The following is a 25,866-nucleotide window of genomic DNA, read 5'->3' as shown; positions in this document are numbered from 1 at the left end:
CACCCTTGGCCCAGTCGCCGGCCGGCAGGTTGAACAGCACCTGGGTCAGGCCATGCTCGGTGAGTTGCTGCTTGATCGTGGCCGGGTCGTAGTCGTAGGGGAACAGGTACTCCACGCCCTGGAACCCGGCATCGGCGGCGGCCTTGAAGCGGAACAGGAAGTCCTGCTCGGTGAACAGCATGGACAGGTTGGCAGCGAAACGAGGCATAGGTTGCTCCTTGCGATCACTGGATCGGCAGAATGGAAGTCGGGGCGTCGTGGGCGCTGGTCGCCAGTTCTTCGAACTCGTTGACCGCGTTGATCTCGGTGCCCATGGCGATGTTGGTGACCCGTTCGAGAATTACTTCGACCACCACCGGAACCCGGTACATCTCCGCCATCTTCTGCGCTTCGCGCAAGGCGGGGGCGATTTCGAAAGGCTCGAACACGCGGATCGCCTTGCAACCAAGTCCCTCGACCACGGTCACATGGTCGACGCCGTAGTTGCCGGCTTCGCTGGCATTGATGTTTTCAAAGGCCAGTTGCACGCAGTAATCCATCTCGAAACCACGCTGCGCCTGGCGGATCAGGCCCAGGTAGGCGTTGTTCACCAGCACGTGGACATACGGCAGGTTGAACTGCGCGCCCACTGCCAGCTCTTCGATCATGAACTGGAAGTCATAGTCGCCGGACAGTGCCACCACCTTGCGGCTCGGGTCGGCCTTGACCACGCCCAGCGCCGCCGGAATGGTCCAGCCCAGCGGGCCGGCCTGGCCGCAGTTGATCCAGTGACGCGGCTGGTACACGTGGAGGAACTGCGCGCCGGCGATCTGCGACAGACCGATGGTGCTGACGTAGGTGGTGTCCTTGCCGAACACCTCGTTCATTTCCTGGTACACGCGCTGCGGCTTGACCGGCACGTTGTCGAAGTTGGTCTTGCGCTGCAGGCTCGACTTGCGTGCCTGGCAGTCCTTCAGCCATTCGCCGCGGCACTTCAGCTTGCCGGCGGTTTTCCACTCGCGGGCCACTTCGAGGAACACGTCCAGGGCGGCACCGGCGTCGGAGACGATGCCCAGGTCCGGGGTGAACACGCGGCCGATCTGGGTTGGTTCGATATCGACGTGAATGAACTTGCGGCCTTCGGTGTAGACGTCGACCGAACCGGTGTGACGGTTGGCCCAGCGGTTGCCGATACCGAACACCAGGTCGGATTTGAGCAGGGTGGCGTTGCCGTAGCGGTGCGAGGTCTGCAGGCCGACCATGCCGACCATCTGCGCGTGGTCGTCAGGGATGGTGCCCCAGCCCATCAGGGTCGGGATCACCGGCACGCCGGTCAGTTCGGCGAACTCGACCAGCTTGTCGCTGGCGTCGGCGTTGATGATGCCGCCACCGGCGACCAGCAGCGGACGCTCGGCGTCATTGAGCAGGGCCAGGGCCTTTTCCGCCTGCTTGCGGGTAGCGGCTGGCTTGGTCACGGGCAGTGGCTCGTAGGCGTCGATATCGAATTCGATCTCGGCCATCTGCACGTCGAACGGCAGGTCGATCAGTACCGGGCCTGGGCGGCCGGTGCGCATTTCATAGAAGGCTTTCTGGAAGGCGTAAGGCACCTGGCCCGGTTCCAGAACGGTGGTCGCCCACTTGGTCACCGGCTTGACGATGCTGGTGATGTCGACGGCCTGGAAGTCTTCCTTGTGCAGGCGGGCGCGAGGGGCCTGGCCGGTGATGCAGAGGATCGGGATGGAGTCGGCGGAGGCGCTGTACAGGCCGGTGACCATGTCGGTGCCGGCAGGGCCGGAGGTGCCGATGCACACGCCGATATTGCCGGCCTTGGTGCGGGTGTAGCCCTCGGCCATGTGCGAGGCGCCTTCAACGTGGCGAGCGAGGACGTGGTCGATACCGCCCACCGACTTCATCGCCGCATAGAACGGGTTGATCGCCGCTCCGGGAATGCCGAACGCCACCTCGACACCCTCGCGGCGCAATACATGAACCGCCGCCTCAATCGCTCTCATTTTCGCCATAACGTTCTCCTGACACTGGGTCGATATTTTTCTTATTGAGTGGCAGCATGGAGTAACGACTGGGCTTGGTGTAGGCCCGTAAAACTAGTTTCTGTCGATACCTGAGGTATGGAATGGGCCGATATGTCGAATTGCAGAGTTTCGTCCAGGTGGCGCAGAAGGGCAGTTTCGCGGCGGCGGCGCTGACCGAAGGGGTCACTCCGGCGATCCTCGGGCGGCGCCTCGACAGCCTGGAAAAACGCCTGGGGGTGAAGCTGATGCATCGCTCCACCCGCGGGCTGAAGCTGACCACCCTGGGCGAGCAATTGCTGGAGCGGGCCACCAGGCTGCTGCTTGAGTTCGATGACCTGGAAGCGGCCATTTGCAGCAGCTCGTCGCTGGTCAAGGGCAGCCTGCAGATCTCCGCACCGGCGGCGTTCGGCCGGCTCCATGTGGCTCCTCATGCCCTGGAGTTCCAGCGCCGTTTTCCCAATGTGAAGCTGGCGTTCAACCTGACCGACAGCGTGGTCGACCTGGTCAGCGAGGGCTACGACCTGAGCATCCGCATCGGCGAGATCCGCGACCCCAACTATGTCGCGGTCAAGCTCTACCCCAACAAGCGCGTGGTGTGCGGGACGCCGGCGTACTTTGCCCGGCATGGCCAGCCGCGCACCCTGGAGGACCTGGCCGACCATAACTGCCTGGCGTTCACCTTGCAGGGCGGCCAGCAGCGTGGCTGGACCTTCCTGCGCGACGGTCGTCAGGTCGCGATGAAGGTCAGCGGCAACCTGGCCTGCAACGACGGTGAACTGCTCGCCGCGTGGATGCAGCGCGGCGTGGGCATCGGCTGGCGCTCGACCTGGGAGATCCAGGCCGAACTCGACGCCGGGAAACTGATGACCGTGCTGGACGAATTTGCCTTGCCGGATTACGACATCCAGGCGGTCTGGCCACAACAACGGCACTTGCCAGCCAAGGTCAGGTTTTTTGTCGACTACCTTAAGGAGCTCTACAACGAGCCGGGTTACTGGCAGCGCACCGGCGCGCGCTGAATTGCATTTCGACTCGTTGTCGGTATATTGAATTCAAAATACAACAACCAAACGAGGTCACCGTCATGTCGTCAGAACGTCGTCCACTGCCCGTGAAGTTTCGTGGTCCAGCGCTGCTGGAAACGCCATTGCTGAACAAGGGCACGGCCTTCACCCAGGTGGAACGCGAGCGCTTCCAGTTGCAGGGCCTGCTGCCAGCGCGGGTGGAAACCCTGGAAGAGCAGGTCGCCCGGGCTTATCGCCAGTTCAGCGAGGCGGCCACGCCACTGGACAAGCACGTCTACCTGCGCTCGGTGCAGGACCGCAACGAAACACTGTTCTACAAGCTGGTCGACACCCATCTCGAAGAAATGCTGCCGATCATCTACACCCCCACCGTGGGCAAGGCCTGCCAGGAATTCTCGCGGATCTACCGTAGCCATCGCGGCGTGTTCATCTCCTACGAGGAGCGTGATCGCATCGACGAAATGCTTGCCAACGTCACCAAGGACAACGTCAAGGTCATCGTGGTCAGCGATTGCGAGCGCATCCTCGGGCTGGGCGACCAAGGTATCGGCGGCATGGGCATTCCCATCGGCAAGCTGTCGCTGTACACCGCCTGCGGCGGCATCAGCCCGGCCTATACCCTGCCCATCGTGCTGGATGTTGGCACGCACAATCCGGCCCTGCTGGAGGACCCGGAATACCTCGGGCTCAAGCAGCCGAGGGTACGCGGCCAGGCCTACGATGACTTCCTTGAAACCTTCGTCGCCGCCGTGCAGCGGCGCTGGCCCGGCGTGCTCCTGCAGTTCGAGGACTTTGCCCTGGCCAACGCCATGCCGCTGCTGGAGCGTTATCGTGACCAGCTGTGCTGCTTCAACGACGATATCCAGGGCACGGCGGCGGTCACCGTCGGCACCTTGCTCGCCGCCTGCCGGATCAAGGGCGAGAAGCTGTCGCAGCAGACCATCGCCTTCGTCGGCGCCGGCTCGGCCGGTTGCGGCATCGCCGAGCAGATCATCCAGGCGATGGTCGAGGAGGGGCTGAGTGATGCCCAGGCCCGCAGCCAGGTGTTCCTGCTCAACAGCAAGGGCCTGCTGACCGACCGCCAGCAGGGCCTGTATCCGTTCCAGACGCGCCTGGCCCATGCCACCGACTCGCTGTCGCAGTGGCAGTTCGCGGCAGACTGGCCGGACCTCCAGGAGGTGGTGAGCAATGCCCGCCCCAGCGTGCTGATCGGTGTCTCGGGCAAGGCCGGGCTGTTCACCGAAACCATCATCCAGACCCTGTACCAGGGTTGCCGTCAGCCGATCATCATGCCGCTGTCCAACCCCACCTCGCAGATCGAGGCGCACCCGCTGGACCTGCTCAAGTGGACCGAAGGCAAGGCGCTGATTGCCACTGGCAGCCCGTTCCAGCCTGTCGAATGGGCAGGCAAGTCCTACAAGATCGCCCAATGCAACAACTCCTACATCTTCCCTGGCATCGGCCTGGGCGTGATCGTCAGCCAGGCCAGCCGGGTCACCGAGCGCATGCTGATGGCCTCGGCCAGGGCGTTGGCGGAAAGCGCCAAGGCCGGCGAAATGCTGCCGGCGATGAGGGATGTGCAGGAGGTGAGCAAGAAGATCGCCCTGGCCGTTGCCCTGGCCGCGCAAGCCGATGGCGTGGCGGCGGTGGAGGATGAGCAGGTGCTGCGCGAGGCGATCGAGGCGATGTTCTGGGAGCCGCGGTATCGGAGTTATGAAACGGCTTGAGGGGGGGTGAGGTAGTGTCAGGTGAGGCCCCGAGAAGTCGGGGCCTCTTTTTAGCACCTCTTGGCGAAGGCCGACGCGGTCCAGGTAGGAGCTGCTTTAGCTGCGATGGACCGCGCTAGCGGTCCCAAAAACCATCCCGCACGAGCTCCTGGTCAAGCCCTGTTTCGTATTCACAGAGCCTGATCTGGCGCGTTTCTCCAGGCTCACCGAGTTGGCAGGTTTTGGGACCGCTATGCGGTCCATCGCAGCTAAAGCAGCTCCTACCTGGGCCGCGCCGCACCATGCTCAGGTCAGCGTCAGTGAAACCGCCGGCAACCCACTGATCAGCCCCTTCAACTCACCCGCCTCCTTGGCGAAATACATCCCGGTGAACGACCCGGTAGTGACCACCAGCCCCTTGGGCAGCACCTGCCCCTGGCCGGTGTGATGGTTGACCAGCCAGGTCAGCAGGCGGCGCGGGTCGCCGGCCGGATTGGCGACGCAGCCGGGCACGATGCTTGTGCCATTGAAGGTCAGCTCCAGGGCCGGCTGGGCGAACGGGAAACCCTCCTGGTAAGGCACGAACTCACCCACCACCAAGGCGCCGTGGTTGAGCAGGTCGGCCAGTTGGGTCAACGGCTCGACCTTGGGAAACGCGGCAAAACGACTGGAGACGATCTCGATGGTGGCGGCCATTTCGCCAATGCCGGCATGCACTTCCGCCTCGCTGTAGGCCTCGTCGCGGGGGGCGAAGTCGCGGTTGAAGCGGAAGGCGATTTCCAATTCCAGGCCTACCGGGGCGTAGTCGGCGCGGGCAAACGAGCTGGCCGGGGCGTGCAGGCAGTCGGCGGGCAGGGGAGAGCCCTGCACCGGGCCGGTGTGGGATTTCGAACCGATCTTCCAGCCACCGACTTCCAGGCCGCGCAGGCTGAAGATCGCTTGCTGGGTCTGGTAGGCGTCGGCGAAGTCCTTCGGATACAGGTCAGGATCGAGTTCGCCCAACGGGCGGTTGGCGCGTTGGGCGTCGACGATAAGTTGCGCAAGGTGCGCGGCAGGGGCTGCGGTATTCAAGGTGTCGCTCCTTAATCAGGACCGCGCCCGCAGGCGCGGTCACGGGGGTTACTTGCCGATGGCGGGTGCCGGCTGCGCGTTGTCGCTGGCTGGCGCAGATGCCTTGGTGTACTCGAAGCGGTTTTGCGGCTTCATCTTGAACGACAGCGCCACACCGATGGCGAGCAGGCCGATGCTCACAAGGAACGGCAACTGCCAGTTGCCGAACTCGTCGATCAGCATGCCGGCGGCGACCGGGCTGATGATCGCCGCCATCGCCGAGCCGGTGTTCATCATGCCGGAGGCGGTGCCGGAATGGTCGGGGGCGATGTCCATGGGGATGGCCCACATCGGGCCGATGGTCATTTCCGAGAAGAAGAAACCGATGGCCAGGCAGGCCAGGGAGATATGAATGTCGGTGGTGAACATCAGCGGCACCAGCGACAGCAGGGTCAGGCTCAGGCAGATGGAGACCATCAGGCTGCGCGCCTTGTTGAGGTTCTTGGTGCGGGCGTAGATGCGGTCGCTGACGATACCGCCCAGGGTGTCGCCGACCACGCCGCCGAAGAACACCGCGGAGGCGAAGATGGCGGTGCCCTTGAGGTCCAGGCCGAGGTTCATGAAGTACATCGGTACCCAACTCAGCAGCAGCCACAGGGTCCAGCCGTAGCAGAAGTAGACGATGGTCACCGGCGCCATGCGTTTGAACAGGCGCCCCCAGGGCAGCGGGTCCTTGTTCTTGACCTTGGGGGCGGGCAGCGAATCCAGCTCCTGCTGAGAGATGCGTGGATGGTTTTTCGGCAATTCGGTGAACACCAGCGCCCACAGGGCCACCCAGATGAAGCTGATGATCGCGCAGACATAGAACGACTCGCGCCAGCCGTAGGTGGCCATGATCGCGATCATCGCCGCCGGGGCCAGGGCATTGCCGAGTCGGGCGAAGGCGTGGGTGATGCCCTGGGCAAAGCCGCGTTTTTCCTTGGGTACCCAGCGCGACATGGCGGCGGTCGCGGCAGGGAAGGTAGCGCCTTCGCCGAGGCCGAGCAGGACGCGGGCGATGATCAGCGAAACGAAACCACCGGCCAGGCCGGTCAGCACCGTGGCCGCAGCCCAGATCAGGCCGCACACCACCAGGGTGCGCTTGGCGCCGAAGCGGTCGCTGACCCAGCCGCCGATGATCTGGAACACCAGGTAGGGGTAGGCAAAGGCAGAGAAGACGATACCGATCTCGGTCTTGCTCAGGCCGAATTCCGGCCCGAAGCCGACAGCGGCAGTGCTGACGTTGACCCGGTCGAGGTAGGTGATGAAATACATGGCGCACAGCATGAACAGCACCACCGTGGTGGGGCGCAGACGGAAAAACCTCATGTTCTATCTCCAATTTCTTATTGTTCCCGCAGACGATGCGGGAGTTCGGGATAGTTCGTCTTTCAGGGCGCTGCGGCAGGGGCCGCAGCGTCCGGTACGGCGTTGTTCACATCAGTCGCGGCGCAGTGGTACCGCTTGTCCTCCGAGGTAATCCATGGCCGCCAGCACACCGCTGGATTGCAGTTTCACGCCGGCCAGTTGCAGGCCCATTTCGCAACCGGTCAGGGTCGCCATCAGGGTCAGGTCGTTGCAGTCGCCGAGGTGGCCGATGCGGAACATGCGGCCTTTCATCTTGCCAAGGCCCGTGCCCAGGGACATGTCGAAGCGCTCGTAGATCACCTTGCGCACGGCATCGGCATCGATACCTTCCGGGGTCATCACCCCGGTCAGCACCGGGCTGTACACGCTCGGGTCGGCGCACTGGATCTCCAGGCCCCAGGCGTTCACCGCGGTACGGCAGGCCTGGGCCAGGCGGTTGTGGCGGGCGAAGACGTTGTCCAGACCCTCGCCGAGAATCATCTCCAGTGCTTCGTTCAGACCGTAGAGCAGGTTGGTGTTGGGGGTGTACGGCCAGTAGCCGGTCTTGTTCATCTCGACGATTTCGTCCCAGCCCCAGAAGCTGCGCGGCAGGGTCGCGCTTTTGCTGGCTTCGATGGCCTTGGGCGAGAGCGCGTTGAAGCTGATGCCCGGCGGCAGCATCAGGCCTTTTTGCGAGCCGGAGACGGTGACATCCACGCCCCATTCGTCGTGGCGATAGTCGGCCGAGGCCAGGCCGGAAATGGTGTCGACCAGCAGCAGCGCCGGGTGGCCGGCAGCGTCGATGGCCTTGCGTACCGAGGCAATGTCGGAGGTCACGCCGGTACTGGTTTCGTTGTGCACCACGCACACCGCCTTGATGCGCTTGGCGCTATCGGCGCGCAGGTGCGCTTCGATCATCGATGCGTCGACCCCGCCGCGCCAGCCTTCGATGCCCGGGCGTCCGAGGAACTGCGGCTTGAGGCCGAGGCTGAGGGCCATCTTCTGCCACAGGGTGGCGAAGTGACCGGTTTCGAACATCAGCACCTCGTCGCCGGCGCTCAGGGTGTTGCACAGCGCGGCTTCCCAGGCGCCGGTGCCCGAGGCCGGGTAGATCACCACGGGATGCACGGTCTTGAAGATCTTCTTGATGCCGTCGAGCACCTTCAGTCCCAGCTCGCCGAACTCCGGGCCGCGATGGTCGATGGTGGGGTAGCTCATGGCGCGCAGGATGCGGTCCGGTACAGGGCTCGGGCCTGGGATCTGCAGGAAGTGACGGCCGGCGGGGTGGAAATCGAGCTTCAGCATGGGTGACTCCTTTTTGTTTTTGTATTTTGAATTCAAAATACGATAGCGCGTCATTCTGCTGTGTCAACCCCCGAAAATGAGCTAGAGTCTCCCGTATTCACTGTGGTTTTCGAATAAGAGCGTGGTTTCAAGCGCTTACGATGAGGATTTTGAATGCAAAATAATAGTGAGTTGAACACAGTAAACAAGTCGCCGCTGATGCCCCGCCTCGAACGTCAGCGTCTGCACGACACAGTGGTCGAGCACCTGCGCAGCTTCATTACCGAAGGTGTGCTGAGCGCCGGGCAGAAGCTCAACGAGCGCGAGTTGTGCGACACCCTGGGCATTTCCCGCACGCCCTTGCGCGAGGCATTGAAGGTGCTGGCGATGGAGGGCCTGATCGAGATCAATCCCAACCGCGGCGCCAGCGTCGCGCGCATGTCGGAGCAGGAGATCCGCGAGACCTTCGAACTGATGAGCGGCATCGAGGCCTTTGCCGGCGAGCTGGCCTGCGAGCGCATCACCGAGCAGGAACTGGACGAGATCAAGGCGCTGCACAACGCCATGGTGGTCAGCAAGAACCAGAACGACCTGCCGGGCTACTACCACCGCAACCGCTCGATCCACGACCTGATCAACCTGGCCGCCCGCAATTCGGCGTTGCGCCAGGTGTACCTGTCGCTGAACCGGCGCATCCATTCGCTGCGCTACCTGTCCAACCAGCAGGCGCCGAAGTGGGACAGGGCGCTGCACGATCACGAGGACATGATCGTCGCTTTGCAGGAGCGGGATGGTAAGCGCCTCAGCGAGATCCTCCGTCATCACCTGCTGGAAAAGCGCGACGCGATCATGCTCATGGTGCGTGACGATGCCGAGCACCCTGATTCGATCCGCCGGCGGGGGGCTTGAACATGAGCCAAACCATCGATGAGTTGCTGGCGGCCTGCGCCGGGCGCATGCCGCAATTGCAGACGCAGCGGCTGATGCTCTACGCCGGGGCCAACCTGCCCAGCCCACGGGCGATGGCTGCCTACAACCCGGCGCTGAGTGCCTACCCGGCCATGGGCCCGGCATATACCAAGGAGCAGCCGGAAACCGAACTGGTCAGCGAACTCGAACAGTTCACCCGCCAGGCGGCGCTGCGCCTGTTCAAGGCCGCCTGGGCGGAAGTGCGCCTGCCGAGCTGCACCCTGGCCAACCTCGCGGTGTTCCATGCCTTTTGCCAGCCGGGTGACCGGGTTCTGGCCCCGGCCGCCGAACATGGAGGGCACCTCAGCCAGCGGCGGGGTGGTACGCCTGCGCTGGCCGGTCTGCTGGTGGAGGACCTGCCATTCGACCGTGCCACTTGCCAGCTGGATACCGAGCGAGCGGTCGAGTTGGTGGAACGGATCAAGCCACGGCTGGTAGTGCTGGGCCGCAGCATCATGGTCAAGTCCGACCAGATCGCCCCCGTGGTGCAAGCTGCACGCGCGGTGGGCGCAAAAACCCTGTTCGACGCCTCCCATGTGCTTGGCCTGATTGCCGGCGGGGTGTATCCCAATCCGTTCGATGCCGGGGTCGACCTGATCACCAGCTCCACCTACAAGACCTTGCCGGGCCGCCCCCAGGGCCTGGTCCTGGGCCGCGACCCGCAGGACGCCGAGGCCCTGAGCACCTTGCTGGACAGGCGCATGCTCGCCAACTACGACGCCGGGCGCCTGCCGTCGCTGGCGGTCACACTCGACGAAGCCCTGGCCGACGGCGGCGATTATGCGCGGCGCATCGTCGGCAATAGCGCGGCACTGCACCGCGCCTTGCTGGCGGCCGGCTTGCCGGTGATCACGGCCCAGGGCGACGAGGTGCATACCCATCAACTGCTGCTGCCGCTGGCCGCTGACGTCGATCCGCGCGCTGCAATGCTGGCGTTGCAAGCTAACGGCATTCTCATCGGCACCTGCGTCGATCCTGCCCGGGCGGGTCGACATGCCTTGCGCCTGGGCACGCAGTTCATCACCCGGCAGGGCTTGCAGGCTCAGCAGATGCTGGATGTGGCCGGTTTGCTTGCCGAGGTATTGCGCATTGCTCCGGACGGCCGATTGCAGGTTCATGCCCGGCAGGATGCAGAGGCCATTCAGTCCCGTATCCAGCACCTGATCAAAAATGAATATTGAATTCAAAATACATAATAGGTAACACTGGCGCACGGTTCAGGTAGGAGCGTGGCTTGCCGTGTGACGGACCACCGCGAAGGGCCGCGTAAGCGGTCCTTCGCGGCATAGGTATCTACACATCTTGGCCATGCTCAACGCGGACCCTGTGGGAGCGGCTGTTAGCCGCGATTGGGCGCGAAGCGGCCATAAAACCGGTGACCTCGGTGTGTCAGAAACACTTGGGACTCAGGTTTTACGACGGCTTTGCCGCCGATCGCGGCTAACAGCCGCCCACAAGGTCCGTGTTGCGCCTCATTGAGATGTGTAGATACCTATGCCTTCGCGGGCAAGCCACGCTCCTACCTGAGTCACGCGGGTCCATCATCGGTACCCGGCTAAAAGATGTGTAGATAACCATGCCCAACAAGAAGAAATACGCCTGTGAGAGGCGGAAGCGAGGAGCGTCATGAGCGATTTTCTGCAAAGAGGTCATTTGGCCGTCGCGCCAGCGTTGTTGCACTTCATCGAGGACGAACTGCTGCCGGATACCGGTGTCGACGTCGGCCATTTCTGGAGCGCCTTCGATCAACTGGTGCATGACCTCGCACCGCTTAACCGCGCCCTGCTGGACAAGCGCGAGGCGATCCAGGCGCAACTGGATGCCTGGCATCGCAGCAACCCGGGGCCGGTGACGGACAAATCCGCTTACCGCGCCTTCCTGCACTCCATCGGCTACCTGCAACCGGTGCCAGACGCGGTGGCGGTGAGCACGGCCCAGGTCGACAGCGAAATCGCCCTGCAGGCCGGCCCGCAACTGGTGGTGCCGGTGATGAACGCGCGCTATGCGCTGAATGCCGCCAACGCCCGCTGGGGTTCGCTGTACGACGCCTTGTACGGCACCGACGTGATCGCCGATGAAGGCGCGACTGCCCGGCAAGCGGCCTTCAATCCGCAGCGGGCACGGCAGGTGGTGGCCTTCGCCCGGACCTTTCTCGACCAAAGCGTGCCGCTGGCCTCGGGCAGCCACCTCGATTCCACTCGCTATGCCATCGACGACGGCCAGTTGCGCGTGACCCTCGCCGACGGCTCCACCAGCGGCCTCGCCGACCCACGGCAATGGCTCGGCTTGCGCGGCGATGCGGCGGCACCAAGTGCCTTGCTGCTGATCAACAACGGCCTGCATATCGAACTCCATATCGACGGCAGCACCGCCATCGGCAGCCAGGACCCGGCGCAGATCCATGACGTGGTGCTGGAAGCGGCGCTGACCACCATCATGGACTGCGAGGACTCGGTGGCCGCCGTGGACGCCGCCGACAAGGTGCTGGTCTATCGCAACTGGCTGGGCCTGATGAAAGGCGACCTGAGCGAAACCCTGGAAAAGAACGGACGCACCGTGACCCGCCGGCTCAACCCGCCGCGCCAGTGGTCGCGTGCCGACGGCAGCAGCCTGTGGTTACCCGGCTGTTCACTGATGCTGGTGCGCAATGTCGGCCACCTGATGACCACCCCGGCGTTGCTCGACAGCGCGGGGCGCGAAGTGCCGGAAGGCATCGTCGACGCCGTGGTCACCAGCCTGGCGGCGCTGCATGACCTGGAGCATCGGCGCAACGCCCGGCATGGCAGCGTCTATATCGTCAAACCGAAGATGCACGGCCCCGAGGAAGTGGCCTTCACCGCGCAACTGTTCGGCCGCGTCGAGGCCATGCTGGGCATCCCGGCCAACACCCTGAAGATGGGCATCATGGACGAGGAGCGGCGCACCACCCTCAACCTCAAGGCGTGCATCGCCCAGGCCAGCGAGCGGCTGGTGTTCATCAACACCGGCTTCCTCGACCGCACCGGCGACGAGATGCACACGCTGATGGAGGCCGGGCCGATGCTGCGCAAGGCCGACATGAAGTCCAGCCGCTGGCTCAAGGCCTACGAGCGCAACAACGTGCTGATCGGCCTGGATTGCCAGTTGCGTGGCCGGGCACAGATCGGCAAGGGCATGTGGGCCATGCCCGACCTGATGCAGTCGATGCTGGAACAGAAGATCGCCCACCCGCAGGCTGGCGCCAACACTGCCTGGGTGCCGTCCCCGACAGCGGCCACGCTCCACACCATGCACTATCACCAGGTCGATGTCGGCGCCGTGCAGCGCGACATCATCGCCACGGCCAGCGCCGATGAGCTTGCCGTGCTGCAGGACGAACTGCTGGAAATTCCCCTGGGCGATATCGCCGGTTGGGATGCCCGGGCGATCGCCGAAGAGCTGGAGAACAACGCGCAAGGGTTGCTCGGTTATGTGGTGCGCTGGGTCGAGCAGGGCGTCGGCTGTTCCAAGGTGCCGGACATCCATGACATCGGCCTGATGGAAGACCGCGCCACCCTGCGTATCTCCAGCCAGCACATCGCCAACTGGCTGCGCCACGGCGTGGTCGATGCCGACCAGGTGCTGGCGGCGCTCAAGCGCATGGCGGCGGTGGTCGACGGGCAGAACCTGGGGGATCCGCTGTACCGGCCGATGGCGCCGGACTTCGACGCCTCGCTGGCCTTCGCCGCTGCCTGTGCCCTGGTGTTCGAAGGGACCCGGCAGCCCAGTGGTTATACCGAGCCATTGCTGCACCGCTTCCGGCAGGCGTACAAGGCGCGGGGCTGACCCGCGCTGTGCTTGCGCAGCCGCTCAGGCGCCCGGCGTGGCCGGTCTGGACCTGCCGTTTTCGGCATTCAGCATGCGCGCCAGCAACCAGACGGCCGCGCCGACAAAGGCGGCCGTCGCCACCGCATGAATGGCACCGCGCAGATCGAGATTGAACGAGGTCAGCAGCAACACCAGCAAGGGACTGGCGAATTGCCCCAGGCACAGGCAGGCGGCGAACACGCCCAGGCCCTTGCCGCGGTTGCTGGCGTTGAGGGTATTCATGACCGGCGCCATGGCATTCGGCACCAGCATGCCGCCGCCGACACCATGGATGACCACGGCGAGCAGCACCTCGTTGTAGCTCTGCGCATTACCCAGCAAGCACAGCCCCAGGCCGCCGAGGCCGAGCAGCAAGGCATTGCAGCCGGAGGTGCCGAGCAGGCGCCGGGCCCATGGCCAGATCAGCGAGCCGACCAGGGTCGCCAGCAGGCCGAGCCCGGCGGACAGGCCGATCAAGGTGCTGGACGTGACGCCGAGGCTGACCAGCAGGCCCGGGGTCTGCACCGGCACGATGAAGTTCAGCAGCATGCCGCCGAACACCAGCAGGTAGCCCACGACCAGGGTCATGATCGACACCGGGCGCTCGTCATCGACGGCCTGTTGTTCGCGCAGTCGGATCGGTTCCCAGAGCAGCTTGAGCATGGCCGGCACCAGCAGCAGCGGCAGCAGGTAGAGGTAGAACGGCGCCCGCCACGAATGTTCGCCAGCGACACCCCCGAGGACGAAGAACAGCGCGCCGATCAGGGCGATGGTGATCACTTGCAGGTTGATCATCTTCAGGCGTCGTTCGCCTTCCCAGTAATCGGCGATCAAGGTGGTACAGCAGGTCAGGACTGCCGCCTCGGCGCAGCCGAACAGCAGGCGTGAGCCAACGATGCCCGGCAGGTCGTCGAGCAGCGCCGGGCTGACCCCGAGCAGGGCGTAGCAAAGGGTCGCGATGATCAGCAGCAGCTTGCGCCCCAGGCGATCGGCGAGCCAGCCGGCGAAGGGCGCGAACAGGGCGATGGCCAGGGCCGGGCCGGTCATGGCCAGGGGCACCAGGACATCGGCGCGGGCATGGCTCGCGGCGAATTCGCCGGCGAGTTTGGGCAGTACTGGTGCAATCATCACCGAGCCCATGATGGTCAGGCTGCTGCCGAGCAGCACGACGATGCCTTCGCGGCCGATTCGGGCCTGCGGTCTGGGGAAGGGAAGCTGGGTCATCACGAGGCTCCTGGAGGGGTGTCCGGCGAGCTTAGGGCTGGCCCTGGCGGGAGGGTTATCCGGAATCAGCACAATTTCGTTGCGTGCAGAGAGGGACGCGCGACGATGGCGCCGACTTGCTGCAGGCGCATGCTGTTGGCAGCGTGATCCAAGTGCCGGGCATGCTTGAACAAGACGGGCTTTGTCCCTAGGCTCCTAGAATGTTGACGCAAGCCCGAGCGGGCTTGCTGGCTACCCCACGAACTGCCGCTCCTGTTTCGTGCCGGTCGCCCGTTTCAGCCTTGTCCAGAACCGGACTGAAAGGTTGCTTGTCCAGCAAACAATACAAACAAGAAAGACTTGATTCGCAATCCTGGGGTTTGCCTGCGGTCACTGGTGACCGTGGCGCAAGCTGTTTAGTGCTTTCGGCCACGGCGCAAAGCGCAGTACTGGCCGAGTTCGGACGGGTTTTGTTATGAGCGCTCACGGTTTGCCCGCTGTATCGTCGCCTGGCGTGTCTGCCGGGCTGTTCAACTACTCCCGCCATGTCAGCTCCCAGGACATCAACGAGCATGCTGCGCACATGAGTGGCTGGCGTATCACCTACGACCAGCTCAGTGCAGGCGCCTTCCAAGGCGAGCTGTTCGAACTGTGCCTGGACTGGATGCAGGTGGTGCGTGACCGCACCAACCAGGCGCTGATCAAGCGCGGGGCGGCCAGACCCGGCACCATCGCCTTCAACATTCCCCTCAAGTGCGTCGGCAATGCCTATTGTGCCGGGCATGCGCTGCCCAGCGGTTCGGCGTTGGTGACCCATGCCGACGACCTGCCGCAATTGCGCGCACCGCAGGAGGTCGATGTCATCGTCGTCTCCATCGAGCAGTCGGTGCTGGAGCGGGAACTGGCACTGCACGGTATCGCCTTCACCGCTGCGCATGTACCCAAGGTCTATCAGCTCGAAGGGCTGGCGGTCGCCCAGCAACTGCGGATGCTGATCGAGAACGTCGAAAGCGAGAGCGTCGGGGTCCAGGGCTGGCTGGATGACGAGAGCCGTCGTCATCAGGTCCGTGATGCAATCATGAACCAGTTGCTCGATCTGCTCCCGGCCGAGCCGCCAGTAGAATTGGCCCCTTCGGCGCGCAAGCGCCTGGTCGATCGCGCCTGTGAATACGCGCTGAGTCATCTCGATGAGCCGTTGACCATTCTCGACCTGTGCCGGCACCTGGGGGCCAGTCGCCGCAAGTTGCAGTACTGTTTCCAGGAAACCCTGGAGATCAATCCGCTGGCCTACCTGCGGGCCCTGCGCCTGAATGCGGTGCGCCGCGAATTGCTTGGCAGTGCCGCGTCCACCTCGGTGCAGGATGCCGCCACCCGCTGGGGCTTCTGGCACCTGAGCCGGTTCTCCAGCGAATACCGGGAAATGTTCGGTGAACTGCCCTCACAGACCCTCAACCGCTGAAGTTGTCCGGGCTGAAGTGCCGCGATTGGTCCGGCAGGAGCTGCTTCAGCTGCGAAGGACCGCGTCAGCGGTCCCAAATCCTGCCTATCCAATGAGCCTTGAGAGCCCCGGCAGAGCGGGCACCGTGAATCCATGATGCGGCTTGGTCAGAGGTTCGTGCGGGATGGTTTCGGGACCGCTGACGCGGTCCTTCGCAGCTGAAGCAGCTCCTACCTGGTTCGCGTCGAGCAACGATACTGCGGCTGGCCCAGAACCCTGTGGGAGTCGGCTTGCCGACGATGAGGCCAGCAGTCACACCATCAATCCGCCTGCACCAACGCAGCCAGCATCACGCTGGCTGCCTTCGCTCGTCTGCGCAATCGGTCGCGATCATGAGGCGAAAGCCGAATGAAAGTTTGCCGATTTCGGCTAACGGCCATTTTTCCCGCTCCGTACTCTGGATTGCAGAGGCGTCCTCAGAAGTCGTCGTCTGCTAACCCGGGTGAGCCAAGGCTCCCTGTTGATAACAACAAGCCAGAGCAACAGAGGTACACAAAGATGGCTCATAAGTTTGCCTTGTGCCCGCTTGCCGTGTGCGTGATGACATTGCTTGCGCCGGACGTACAGGCGTTCGAAATCGACACCGACAACCCGGACCTGCGCCTGCGCTGGGACAACACCGTCAAGTACAGCAATGCGTTTCGCGTCGAGGGGCAGTCGGATCAACTGACCTCCAGGCCCAACCATGACGATGGCGACCGCAACTTCGACCGCGGGCTGATTTCCAACCGCTTCGACCTGCTTTCCGAGGTCGACCTCACCTACAGGAACTTCGGCGCCAGGGTGTCGGGCGCGGCCTGGTTCGACAGCGTCTACAACGGCGATAACGACAACGACTCGGCGGCCACCGCCAACGCCTTGTCGGTGTACCACGATGAGTTCACCCGCGACACCGAGAAGCTCCACGGGCGCAAGGGCGAGTTGCTCGATGCCTTCGTCTTCGGCCGTTTCGACGTCGGCGACGCCAAGGCCACGGTGCGCGCCGGGCGGCACGCGCTGGTCTGGGGCGAGAGCCTGTTCTTCGGCGCCAACGGCATTGCCGGCGGCATGGCGCCGATCGACGCGGTCAAGGCGGCGTCGGTACCCAACACCCAGTTCAAGGAACTGATCCGTCCGACCGAGCAGATCTCCGGGCAATTGCAGCTCACCCCGGATATCTCCATCGGCGCCTTCTACCAATTGCGCTGGGACCGTACCCGCCTGCCGGCCTCGGGCAGCTACTTCTCGGTGCTCGACATCATCAGCGACGGTGCCGAGCGGCTGATCGCCGCGCCCAACCCGGTAATCCCCGACGGCGAGCCGCTGGCGTTCTTCCGCCAGCAGGACATGAAAGCCAAGAACTCCGGGCAGGGTGGCGTGCAGTTGCGCTTCCGGGCCGGCGAAACCGACTTCGGCCTGTACGCCATCCGCTATCACGACAAGACCCCGCAGATCTACCTGCGCCCCGGTGCCGGCGCGCCGGACTTCCAGACGGGGCAGATCGGCACCTACCAGTGGGTCTATCCGGAGAACATCCGCGCCTTCGGTGCCAGTGCCAGCCATACCTTTGGCGATTACAACGTCGCCGCCGAAGTTTCGACCCGGCGCAATACACCGCTCAACAGCGATGCGGTGACGATCCTCGACGGCGGTGGCGACAACGCCGGCGATGCCCGCTACGCGGTGGGCAACTCGCTGCACGCGCAGGTCTCCTGGCTGGCCACGCTGGGCCCGTCGTTCATTGCCAACGAGGCGGACTTCCTCGGCGAGATCGCCTGGAACCGCCTGCTCAGCGTGACCAAGAACCGGGAGGCGCTGAACCCCCTGGCCGACCGCGACGCGGCCAACATCCGCATCGCCTACGAACCGCGTTATCGCCAGGTGTTTCCCGGCGTCGATCTTTCGGTACCGGTCGGTCTCGGCTTCGGCCTTGGCAATTCCTCGGTGGTCGGCGCCTTCAATGGCGACAAGGTCGGCGACCTGAGCATCGGCGTCACCGCGCTTTACCTCAACGAATGGCGTGCCGGGGTGACCTACACCCACTACTTCGGCCCCGGTGGCACCTCCCTCGACGACGACGGCCACATCACCTTCAAGCAATCGCTGAAAGACCGCGACTTCATCGCGCTGTCGCTGCAGCGCTCGTTCTAAGCACAGGAGCCTTCCATGAACCGATTTTCGCTTTCCCTGCTGGGTCTCCTGATCCTCTGTACGCAACAGGCGCTGGCGGGCGTCAGCGCCCAGGAGGCCGCGCGCTTGAAAACCGACCTGACCCCATTGGGCGCGGAGAAGGCCGGCAACGCCGATGGCAGCATCCCGGCCTGGACCGGCGGACTCAGCACGCCCACCCCGGGCGACCAGCCGGGTGGGCGCCGGGGCGACCCGTTCAAGGACGAAAAGCCGCTGTTCTCGATCAACAGCAAAAACGCCGCGCAGTACGCCGACAAGCTCAGCGACGGCACCAAGGCGCTGCTGGCCAGGTACCCGGACAGCTACCGTGTCGATATCTATCCCACCCACCGCACCGCCGCCGCGCCGCAGTGGGTCTATGACAACACCCTGAGCAACGCCACGCGGGCCAGCCTGAAGGGCGATATCGTCGAGAACGCCTTTGGCGGCGTGCCATTCCCGATCCCGCAGAACGGCGCCGAGGTGATCTGGAACCACCTGCTGCGCTGGCGTGCGCCGAGCGCCACCTTCTATGCCACGGCCTACCAACTGACCGCGGACGGCAAAGCGGTGCTGGCCAGCGATACCCAATCCACCCAGCAAACCCCGTATTACTTCAAGAACAGCAACCTGGAAGAGTTCGCCAAGTCCGGTATCTACTTCACCGTGCGCAACCGTGTCTCGGCGCCGTCGATTCGTGCCGGCGAAGGGATCGTCGGCCGGCAGAACCTGGATGCCAGCAAGGACCAGGCTTGGGTCTACCTGGTCGGCCAGCGCCGGGTGCGCAAGCTGCCCAACACCTGCTGCGACACGCCAAGCCCGACCATGGCCGGGGTCATGAGTTTCGACGAGATCGAGGTGTTCACCGGGCGCCTCGACCGTTTCGACTGGAAGCTGGTCGGCAAGCAGGAAATGTACATTCCGTACAACGCCAACCGGCTCATGCAGCCGACCTCCGACAAGGCCATCCTCGGCGCCCACCATATCAATCCCGATCACGCCCGCTGGGAACTGCACCGGGTCTGGGTGGTGGAGGCGACCTTGCGCGCCGGCCAGCGCCACCAGGCGGCGCGCAGCCGCTACTACTGCGACGAGGACACCTGGACCTGCGTGCTGGGCGACCGCTGGGACGCCAACGGCCAGCTGTGGAAGACCACCTGGGGCTACGTCAGCCTGATCCCCGAGCTGCCGGGCAACTTCATGTCGATCTTCGGCTTCAACGACCTGCTCTCCGGTGCTGCCTTCATGGCCGGCCTGTTCAACGAGAAGCCGGTGCACTTCAAGTTGCTCGACCAGGTACCGGACAGTGAATTCACCCCGGATGCCCTGGCCTCCGATGGTATTCGCTGAGTGGGTGGGAATAGTGCAATGAACAGTCTATTGCTGCATTCCCGTGGCCTGCTGGGCGGGCTCGGCCTGCTCCTGGCCATGAGCGTGGGCGCCGAGCCGACGGGCGCGCCGCTGCAACGTCCGGCACTGAACGTGGTGCACGCCGAGCGCGCCTACCTGCTCGGCGCCGCCGAAGCGGGTGAGCGCCTGGTGGCGGTCGGCGAGCGCGGCATCATCGTGCTCTCCGATGACCAGGGCGCCAATTGGCGCCAGGTGCCGACCCCGGTCAGCGTGACCCTGACCACGGTGCGTTTCGCCGATGCGCGCAACGGCTATGCGGTCGGTCACGGTGGCAGCGTGCTGACCAGCCAGGACGCCGGCGAGCACTGGGCGCTGAGCCTCGATGGTCAGCGCGCCGCGCAGATCCTGTTGCAGGCAGCTCGCGACCATGGTGATGCACGTGCCATCGCCGAGGCTGAACGGCTGGTCGCCGAGGGTGCCGACAAGCCGTTTCTCGATGTCTGGGTCGCCGATGCCCGGCACGCCATCGCCGTCGGCGCCTATGGCCTGGCATTGGCGACACGCGATGGTGGGCAGAGCTGGCAGCCGGCGCTGGCGCCCGGCGCCAACCCCTCGGGGCTGCACCTCAATGCGCTGCGCGGCGATGGCCAGCGTGTGTTGATCGTCGGCGAGCAGGGGCTGGTGTTGCTGTCGGAGGACGGCGGCGCGCATTTCCGCCCGTTGCACACGCCGTACACCGGCAGCTTCTTTACCGCCGAGCTGCTGCCTCACGGCGGGTTGCTGGTGGCCGGGCTGCGTGGCACCACCTTGCGCAGCGATGACGCCGGTGCCAGTTGGGTATCCCTGGCTACGCCGGTCGAAGCCTCGATCACTGCCTCGGCGCTGGCCGCCGATGGCGAGCTGCTGCTGGCCAGCCAGGCCGGTGTGCTGTTGCGCGTGCAAGGCCGGCAGTTGCAGCCACTCAACCGTCAGCCCTTGCCTGCGCTGAACAACCTGTTACCGACCCGCAAGGGCAAGCTGTTGGTGCTGAGCGAGCAGGGCGTTCGCCTGTTTCCGGCTGGAGAAGAAAAGTGAAGATGTCGCCGACCGACCCGATCCTGGCCCAGGAGGCTTTCGATCCACGTTCCGGTTCATTGCTGGAACGTGCGCTGTTCAACCACCGCCTGCTGGTGCTGCTGCTGTGCGCCCTGGCCACCCTGGTGCTGGCCTGGCAGGCCGGCAAATTGCAGCTCAACGCCAGCTTCGAGAAGACCATCCCGACCCGGCACCCCTACATCCAGGTGTTCCACCAGTACCAGAACCAGCTCACCGGTCTTGGCAATTCGGTGCGCATCGCCGTGGAGAGTCCCTCGGGCAATATCTACGACCCGGCCTACCTGGACGCGCTGCGGCGCTTGTCCGACCAGGTGTTCCTCCTGCCGGGCGTCGATCGCGTCAACATGAAGTCGCTGTGGACGCCCTCGACCCGCTGGACCGGTGTCACCGAGGACGGCCTGGAGGGCGGCTCGGTCATCCCCAACGGCTACGACGGCAGGGCGGCCAGCCTGGAGCAGTTGCGCGCCAACATTGCCCGTTCCGGCGAGATCGGCCAACTGGTTGCGGCCGACAGTCGCTCGACGGTGATCTACGTACCCCTTCTGAACCGTGACGCCCAGGGCAAGACGCTGGACTACGCGGTGTTTGCCGGGCAACTCGAACAACTGCGCCAGCAATACGAGGCTGAAGGCATTCCGGTGCATATCACCGGTTTCGCCAAGATCATCGGTGACCTGATCGAGGGCGTGAAGTCGGTGCTGCTGTTCTTCGCCATCGCCGTCCTGATCGCCACCGCCACGGTGTTCTGGTACACCCGCTGCCTGCGCTCGACCCTGCTGGTGGTGACCGCTTCCTTGATCGCGGTGGTCTGGCAGCTGGGCCTGCTACCGACGCTGGGCTATTCGCTCGACCCCTACTCGATCCTGGTGCCGTTCCTGGTATTCGCCATCGGCATGAGCCATGGCGCGCAGAAGATGAACGGCATCATGCAGGACATCGGTCGCGGCGTGCCCCGGCTGCTGGCGGCACGCTTCACCTTCCGCCGCCTGTTCCTGGCCGGAATGACCGCGCTGCTGGCCGATGCGGTGGGCTTTGCGGTGTTGCTGGTGATCGATATCCAGGTGATCCGCGAACTGGCGATCGCCGCCTCCATCGGTGTGGCGGTGCTGATCTTCACCAACTTGATCCTGCTGCCGGTGCTGCTCTCCTACACCGGGGTCAGCGCCAGTGCGGCACGCCGCAGCCTGCGTGCCGAGCAAGCCGATCAACAGGGCCAGGCGCGCCACCCGCTGTGGGCCTTCCTCGACCGCTTCACCCGCCAGCCGGCGGCCGGCGCTGCGTTGGCAGTTGCCGTGCTGATCGGCGGCATCGGTTTTGTCGTCAGTACCCAGCTGAAGATCGGCGACCTCGATCCGGGTGCGCCGGAGCTGCGCGCCGACAGCCGTTACAACCGCGACGTGGCGTTCATGAATGCCAGCTACGGCGCCTCCAGCGATGTCCTGGCCGTGCTGGTCAGCACACCGGAAGGGCAGTGTTCGCGCTACGACACCCTGAACAAGCTCGACAGCCTGGAATGGCAGCTGCGCCAGTTGCCGGGCGTGGAGTCGACCCATTCGCTGGCGCTGCTCAACCGGCGCATGCTGGTGGGCCTGAGCGAGGCCAATCCCAAGTGGTACGAGTTCGTGCCCAACCAGGGCATGCTCAACACCGTCACCGCCGCCGCCCCGCGTGGCCTGTATGACGATAACTGCAGCCTGCTGACGCTCTACGTGTACCTGCGCGACCACAAGGCCGACACCCTGAGCCAGGTGGTCGGGCAGGTCGAAGCCTTTGCCCGCGACAACGATACGGCCGAGGCCAGGTTCCTTCTCGCGGCGGGCAATGCCGGCATCGAAGCGGCCACCAACAGCGTGGTCAAGGCCGCCTGGTGGCAGATGCTGGTGCTGGTCTACGCGGCGGTGGCGCTGCTCAGCCTGATCACCTTCCGCTCGTGGCGCGCGGTGCTGGTGGCGGTGCTGCCGCTGATGCTCACCTCGGTGCTGGCCGAAGCGCTGATGGTGATGCTGGGCATGGGGGTCAAGGTGGCGACGCTACCGGTGATCGCCCTGGGCGTTGGTATCGGCATCGACTACGCGCTGTACATCCTCTCGGTGACCCTGGGCCGCCTGCGTGCCGGCGACAGCCTTTCCGAGGCCTATTACCGCGCGCTGCTGTTCACCGGCAAGGTGGTGATGCTGACCGGCGTGACCCTGGCCATCGGCGTCATCACCTGGGTGCTCAGCCCGATCAAGTTCCAGGCCGACATGGGCCTGCTGCTGGCCTTCATGTTCCTGTGGAACATGCTCGGCGCCCTGATCCTCCTGCCGGCGCTCGCGTATTTCCTGCTCAAGCCCGTGCATTTCGCCGTCCCTGCGGCGAGTGCGGTGCCAGTGCCCGAGCGACAGGCGCATCCGGCCTGACGTACCGCGATCCGAACACTCCGTGCGGTCACTGCTGTCCCGTTGCCACGGGGCCGGGGACTGCCATCGCCAATCGACGATAGAAAGGTACACGACATGGCTGAATCCACTGCAGAACTGCTGGTGCTCAACGCGGCAATCTACACCCTCGATCCCGGGCAGCCCTGGGCCGAAGCGATGGCCGTGCGCGATGGCCGCATCGTTGCCGTTGGCCGGGCGGAGCAGGCGAGGGCGGCGCTGAGTGCCAGCGCCGAAGTGCTCGACCTGCACGGGCGCATGCTGATGCCGGGCATGGCCGACATCCACAACCACTTCGTGGCCGCCGGGCGGGCCGAGCTGTACGAGGTCAACTTCCCGCCCAACACCTCGCTGGACCAGATCATCGAGCGGGTGCGCGAGGCCGCCCGGGATGCCCCGCTGGAGCGCTGGATCACCGGCGGCATCTGGGGCTCCGACATGCTCGGACAACTGACCTACGAAGCGCGCCTGCGCCTCGACGAGGCCGCCGGCGGGCGCCCGGTCATGCTCTGCGACGACTCGCATCACAACCGCTGGCTGAACGATGCCGGGTTGCGCGCCTGCGGTATCGACGACGCAACCCCTGACCCGGTCAACGGCACCATCGTGCGCCGGGCGGAAACCGGGGAGGCTACCGGGTTGCTGATCGAGGCGGCCTCGATGCTGGCCGAAGGGCCGGTCGGCCGCGCCCTGGCCGCCGAGCCGGAGCGCGACGTGGCCGCCGGGCTGCATGCGCTCAAGCGCTTGAACGCGCTGGGTATCACCGCGCTGCAGGAGCCGTTGAGCGCGCGCTTCGTGCTGGACTCGGTGGCCACCCTCGCCGAGCGTGACCAGTTGACCGCCTGGGTGATCGGTTCGATTCCGGTATTGCAGGGGCCGTTCTCCGCCGACGAGTGGGGCGAAACGCTGTTCGCCGAGCGCGACAGGTACCGCAGCCGCTACTTCCGCCCCGAGTTCGGCAAGCTGTTCATGGATGGCGTACCCACCACCCACACCTCGGCCTTGCTGGAACCCTATGTGCCGAGCGAAGCCTATGGCTGCTGTTTCCGTGGCTCGAACTTCATGACCGTGCCGCAGCTGGCCAAGGTGATCGCCGACTGCGAGAAGGCCGATATCAGCATCAAGATCCACTGCACCGGCGACGGCTCGGTGCGTGCCGCACTGGATGCCTTCGAGGTGGTGCGCACCTTCAATGGCGGCAAGCGCCGCCATCAGATCGCCCATGCCGGCTACGTCCACCCGGATGACCTGCCGCGTTTCGTCGAGCTGGATATCGTTGCCGACCTGTCGCCGATGCTGTGGTTCCCAGGGATCATCGTCGAACAGCTCAAGTTGGTGCTGTCCGAGGAGCGGGTCAACAACTCGCACCGGCACGTCGACATGGACAAGGCCGGCGTGCTGATGGCGGCGGGATCCGACTGGCCGGTGCTGCCGGATCCGAACCCGTTCATCGGCCTGCAGGGCATCATCACCCGGCGCGACCCCAGCGGGCAGTTCCCCGGCGTACTGGGAGAGGACCAGGGCCTGAACCTGGCCACCGCCCTGCGTATCTACACCCTTGACCCGGTGCGGGCCATGGGCCTGGAGGCGGAGACGGGATCGCTGGAGGTCGGCAAGGCGGCCGACTTCATCGTGCTCGACCGCAACCTGTTCCAGGTGCCCGCCGAGACCCTGGCCGAAACCCGGGTGCTGCTGACCTATTTCGCCGGCAAGTGCGTGCATGAGGCGCAAGCATGAGCGGCGGCGATCGGCAGCGCACGCCGGTCACCCTGCTGACCGGTTTTCTCGGCAGTGGCAAGACCACGCTGCTCAACCACCTGCTGCAATTGCCGGAGCTGGCCGATACCGCAGTGATCATCAACGAGTTCGGCGAGGTCGGCCTCGACCACCTGCTGGTCGAGCAGGTCAGCGAAAACCTGCGCCTGCTGCAAAGCGGCTGCCTGTGCTGCACGGTGCGCGGCGACCTGGTCGATACCCTGGCCGATCTGCACGAGCGGCGCCAGCAGCAGTCGCTGCCGGGGTTTCGCCGGGTGCTGATCGAGACCACCGGGCTGGCCGACCCGACACCGGTATTGCAGACCTTCATGGTCGATCCCCAGGTGCAGGCGCACTACTACCTGGAGCAGATTGTCACCACGGTGGATGCGGTCAATGGCGCGCGTACCCTGGACCGGCACAGTGAAGCGCTCAGGCAGGTGTCGCTGGCCGACCGACTGCTGTTGACCAAGACCGACCTGGCCGATGAGATCAGCCTCGCGGCCTTGCGCAAGCGTCTGCTGGGGCTTAACCCGGACGCGTCGATCATGGCCGTCAGCGAGGGACGCGTCTCTGCCGCCGAGGCGCTGCCGGTCGCGTCGGCGGTGTTCGACGGCGCGGCCTATCTGGCACGCCTGGGGGACGGTGCGGGGGCGGGCAGCCACCGTGACGGCAAGGTCCAGGCGCATTGCCTGGTGTTCGACCAGCCGCTGCCCGAAGTCGGCCTGGCGCACTGGCTGGAACTGATGGCAATGGTTCGCGGCGACAGCCTGCTGCGGGTCAAGGGGCTGGTGCAACTGGCCGAGCATCCCGGCCGGCCGACGGTGATCCACGGCGTGCAGCAGGTGTTTCACCCGTTGCGGCAACTGCCGGCCTGGCCCTCGGCCGACCGGCGCTCGCGTATCGTGCTGATCGTTCATGAGCTGGAGTTCGCGGAGATCGCCAGGACCTTCGAGAAGTTCGTCGGGGTTGGAGTGCCGGTGTTCAGGCCTGTTGTGGGGCGTCGGGGTGATGATCTGAGAAGAGCGCTCGGCGGGATACCGAGTCAACGCTGACAGGTGCATGTCGATGCTTTTCCGGTGCCCTCCAGATCGAGCGCCGTCCACACGGCGCATCGCCGGCAACGCCGGCTCCCACATTTGT

The 25,866-nt window shown here is 64.9% G+C and carries 17 protein-coding genes and 1 pseudogene; 12 read left to right on the top strand and 6 right to left on the bottom strand.

Features of this window, described 5'->3' with window-relative positions; translation table 11 throughout:
• Together ACODSK_RS27685 and gcl are read right to left on the bottom strand one after the other, a co-directional pair.
• A pseudogene (locus ACODSK_RS27685) lies at window positions 1–208 on the bottom strand (hydroxypyruvate isomerase); the annotation flags it as partial.
• A 16-nt stretch (window positions 209–224) separates the two neighbouring features.
• Window positions 225–2,000, bottom strand: coding sequence for a glyoxylate carboligase (gcl, locus tag ACODSK_RS27680; RefSeq protein WP_489020617.1), 1,776 nt, complete (start codon window positions 1,998–2,000; stop codon window positions 225–227).
• A 113-nt stretch (window positions 2,001–2,113) separates the two neighbouring features.
• On the opposite strand from gcl, the gene ACODSK_RS27675 reads away from it, so the two are divergent.
• Entirely contained in the window at window positions 2,114–3,031 is a 918-nt protein-coding gene (locus tag ACODSK_RS27675) for a LysR family transcriptional regulator (protein ID WP_489020615.1), read from the top strand.
• A 65-nt stretch (window positions 3,032–3,096) separates the two neighbouring features.
• Window positions 3,097–4,764, top strand: a complete 1,668-nt coding sequence (locus ACODSK_RS27670) for an NAD-dependent malic enzyme (protein WP_489020613.1) — start codon at window positions 3,097–3,099, stop codon at window positions 4,762–4,764.
• A 285-nt stretch (window positions 4,765–5,049) separates the two neighbouring features.
• On the opposite strand, the gene ACODSK_RS27665 is transcribed toward ACODSK_RS27670, so the two are convergent.
• From ACODSK_RS27665 to ACODSK_RS27655, 3 genes are all read right to left on the bottom strand, one after another.
• A complete protein-coding gene (locus ACODSK_RS27665; RefSeq protein WP_489020611.1) occupies window positions 5,050–5,814 on the bottom strand; it encodes a 2-keto-4-pentenoate hydratase in 765 nt (254 codons plus the stop codon).
• Between the two features lie 48 nt (window positions 5,815–5,862).
• Window positions 5,863–7,161: an MFS transporter gene (locus tag ACODSK_RS27660; protein ID WP_489020609.1), complete on the bottom strand. Its 1,299-nt coding sequence runs from the start codon at window positions 7,159–7,161 to the stop codon at window positions 5,863–5,865.
• Between the two features lie 111 nt (window positions 7,162–7,272).
• A complete protein-coding gene (locus ACODSK_RS27655; RefSeq protein ID WP_489020607.1) occupies window positions 7,273–8,484 on the bottom strand; it encodes a pyridoxal-phosphate-dependent aminotransferase family protein in 1,212 nt (403 codons plus the stop codon).
• 153 nt (window positions 8,485–8,637) lie between these two features.
• On the opposite strand from ACODSK_RS27655, the gene ACODSK_RS27650 reads away from it, so the two are divergent.
• From ACODSK_RS27650 to ACODSK_RS27640, 3 genes are all read left to right on the top strand, one after another.
• Window positions 8,638–9,372 (top strand): GntR family transcriptional regulator, encoded by a 735-nt coding sequence (locus ACODSK_RS27650; RefSeq protein ID WP_489020605.1) that lies wholly within the window; start codon window positions 8,638–8,640, stop codon window positions 9,370–9,372.
• A 2-nt stretch (window positions 9,373–9,374) separates the two neighbouring features.
• Window positions 9,375–10,613, top strand: a complete 1,239-nt coding sequence (locus ACODSK_RS27645; protein ID WP_489020603.1) for a glycine hydroxymethyltransferase — start codon at window positions 9,375–9,377, stop codon at window positions 10,611–10,613.
• Between the two features lie 445 nt (window positions 10,614–11,058).
• Window positions 11,059–13,236, top strand: coding sequence for a malate synthase G (locus tag ACODSK_RS27640; protein WP_489020601.1), 2,178 nt, complete (start codon window positions 11,059–11,061; stop codon window positions 13,234–13,236).
• A 24-nt stretch (window positions 13,237–13,260) separates the two neighbouring features.
• Here the strand turns inward: ACODSK_RS27640 and ACODSK_RS27635 are convergent, their stop codons facing one another.
• On the bottom strand, window positions 13,261–14,481 hold the full coding sequence (locus tag ACODSK_RS27635) for an MFS transporter (RefSeq protein WP_489020599.1): 1,221 nt from the start codon (window positions 14,479–14,481) through the stop codon (window positions 13,261–13,263).
• 454 nt (window positions 14,482–14,935) lie between these two features.
• Here ACODSK_RS27635 and ACODSK_RS27630 point away from each other — a divergent pair, with 454 nt between their 5' ends.
• The 7 genes from ACODSK_RS27630 (at window position 14,936) to ACODSK_RS27600 (ending at window position 25,778) form a co-directional block, all read left to right on the top strand.
• Window positions 14,936–15,919, top strand: a complete 984-nt coding sequence (locus ACODSK_RS27630) for a helix-turn-helix domain-containing protein (RefSeq protein WP_489020597.1) — start codon at window positions 14,936–14,938, stop codon at window positions 15,917–15,919.
• Between the two features lie 537 nt (window positions 15,920–16,456).
• Window positions 16,457–18,088, top strand: a complete 1,632-nt coding sequence (locus ACODSK_RS27625; protein ID WP_489020596.1) for a DUF1302 domain-containing protein — start codon at window positions 16,457–16,459, stop codon at window positions 18,086–18,088.
• A gap of 15 nt (window positions 18,089–18,103) precedes the next feature.
• A complete protein-coding gene (locus ACODSK_RS27620; protein WP_489020594.1) occupies window positions 18,104–19,456 on the top strand; it encodes a DUF1329 domain-containing protein in 1,353 nt (450 codons plus the stop codon).
• 18 nt (window positions 19,457–19,474) lie between these two features.
• Window positions 19,475–20,530: a WD40/YVTN/BNR-like repeat-containing protein gene (locus ACODSK_RS27615; protein WP_489020592.1), complete on the top strand. Its 1,056-nt coding sequence runs from the start codon at window positions 19,475–19,477 to the stop codon at window positions 20,528–20,530.
• Window positions 20,531–20,532: 2 nt separating this feature from the next.
• Entirely contained in the window at window positions 20,533–22,950 is a 2,418-nt protein-coding gene (locus tag ACODSK_RS27610) for an efflux RND transporter permease subunit (protein ID WP_489020620.1), read from the top strand.
• Window positions 22,951–23,046: 96 nt separating this feature from the next.
• Complete coding sequence (locus tag ACODSK_RS27605; RefSeq protein ID WP_489020590.1) at window positions 23,047–24,705, top strand: amidohydrolase; 1,659 nt, start codon at window positions 23,047–23,049, stop codon at window positions 24,703–24,705.
• The gene (locus tag ACODSK_RS27600; RefSeq protein WP_489020588.1) at window positions 24,702–25,778 is read left to right on the top strand and encodes a CobW family GTP-binding protein; all 1,077 of its coding nucleotides are present in this window, start codon (window positions 24,702–24,704) and stop codon (window positions 25,776–25,778) included. Before ACODSK_RS27605 ends, ACODSK_RS27600 begins: the two co-directional genes overlap by 4 nt.
• Window positions 25,779–25,866 lie beyond the last annotated feature (88 nt).

This window comes from Pseudomonas sp. FG98 (assembly GCF_057808595.1).
The sequence above is the reverse complement of the archived record's forward strand: the minus strand, read 5'-3'. Positions and strand labels throughout refer to the sequence as shown.

Bases quoted from the DNA above. Each gene is read 5' to 3' on its own strand.
- gcl (WP_489020617.1), bottom strand. From the start codon at position 2,000: ATGGCGAAAATGAGAGCGATTGAGGCGGCGGTTCATGTATTGCGCCGC.
- ACODSK_RS27675 (WP_489020615.1), top strand. From the start codon at position 2,114: ATGGGCCGATATGTCGAATTGCAGAGTTTCGTCCAGGTGGCGCAGAAG.
- ACODSK_RS27670 (WP_489020613.1), top strand. From the start codon at position 3,097: ATGTCGTCAGAACGTCGTCCACTGCCCGTGAAGTTTCGTGGTCCAGCG.
- ACODSK_RS27660 (WP_489020609.1), bottom strand. From the start codon at position 7,161: ATGAGGTTTTTCCGTCTGCGCCCCACCACGGTGGTGCTGTTCATGCTG.
- ACODSK_RS27655 (WP_489020607.1), bottom strand. From the start codon at position 8,484: ATGCTGAAGCTCGATTTCCACCCCGCCGGCCGTCACTTCCTGCAGATC.
- ACODSK_RS27650 (WP_489020605.1), top strand. From the start codon at position 8,638: ATGCAAAATAATAGTGAGTTGAACACAGTAAACAAGTCGCCGCTGATG.
- ACODSK_RS27645 (WP_489020603.1), top strand. From the start codon at position 9,375: ATGAGCCAAACCATCGATGAGTTGCTGGCGGCCTGCGCCGGGCGCATG.
- ACODSK_RS27640 (WP_489020601.1), top strand. From the start codon at position 11,059: ATGAGCGATTTTCTGCAAAGAGGTCATTTGGCCGTCGCGCCAGCGTTG.
- ACODSK_RS27635 (WP_489020599.1), bottom strand. From the start codon at position 14,481: ATGACCCAGCTTCCCTTCCCCAGACCGCAGGCCCGAATCGGCCGCGAA.
- ACODSK_RS27630 (WP_489020597.1), top strand. From the start codon at position 14,936: ATGAGCGCTCACGGTTTGCCCGCTGTATCGTCGCCTGGCGTGTCTGCC.
- ACODSK_RS27625 (WP_489020596.1), top strand. From the start codon at position 16,457: ATGGCTCATAAGTTTGCCTTGTGCCCGCTTGCCGTGTGCGTGATGACA.
- ACODSK_RS27620 (WP_489020594.1), top strand. From the start codon at position 18,104: ATGAACCGATTTTCGCTTTCCCTGCTGGGTCTCCTGATCCTCTGTACG.
- ACODSK_RS27615 (WP_489020592.1), top strand. From the start codon at position 19,475: ATGAACAGTCTATTGCTGCATTCCCGTGGCCTGCTGGGCGGGCTCGGC.
- ACODSK_RS27610 (WP_489020620.1), top strand. From the start codon at position 20,533: ATGTCGCCGACCGACCCGATCCTGGCCCAGGAGGCTTTCGATCCACGT.
- ACODSK_RS27605 (WP_489020590.1), top strand. From the start codon at position 23,047: ATGGCTGAATCCACTGCAGAACTGCTGGTGCTCAACGCGGCAATCTAC.
- ACODSK_RS27600 (WP_489020588.1), top strand. From the start codon at position 24,702: ATGAGCGGCGGCGATCGGCAGCGCACGCCGGTCACCCTGCTGACCGGT.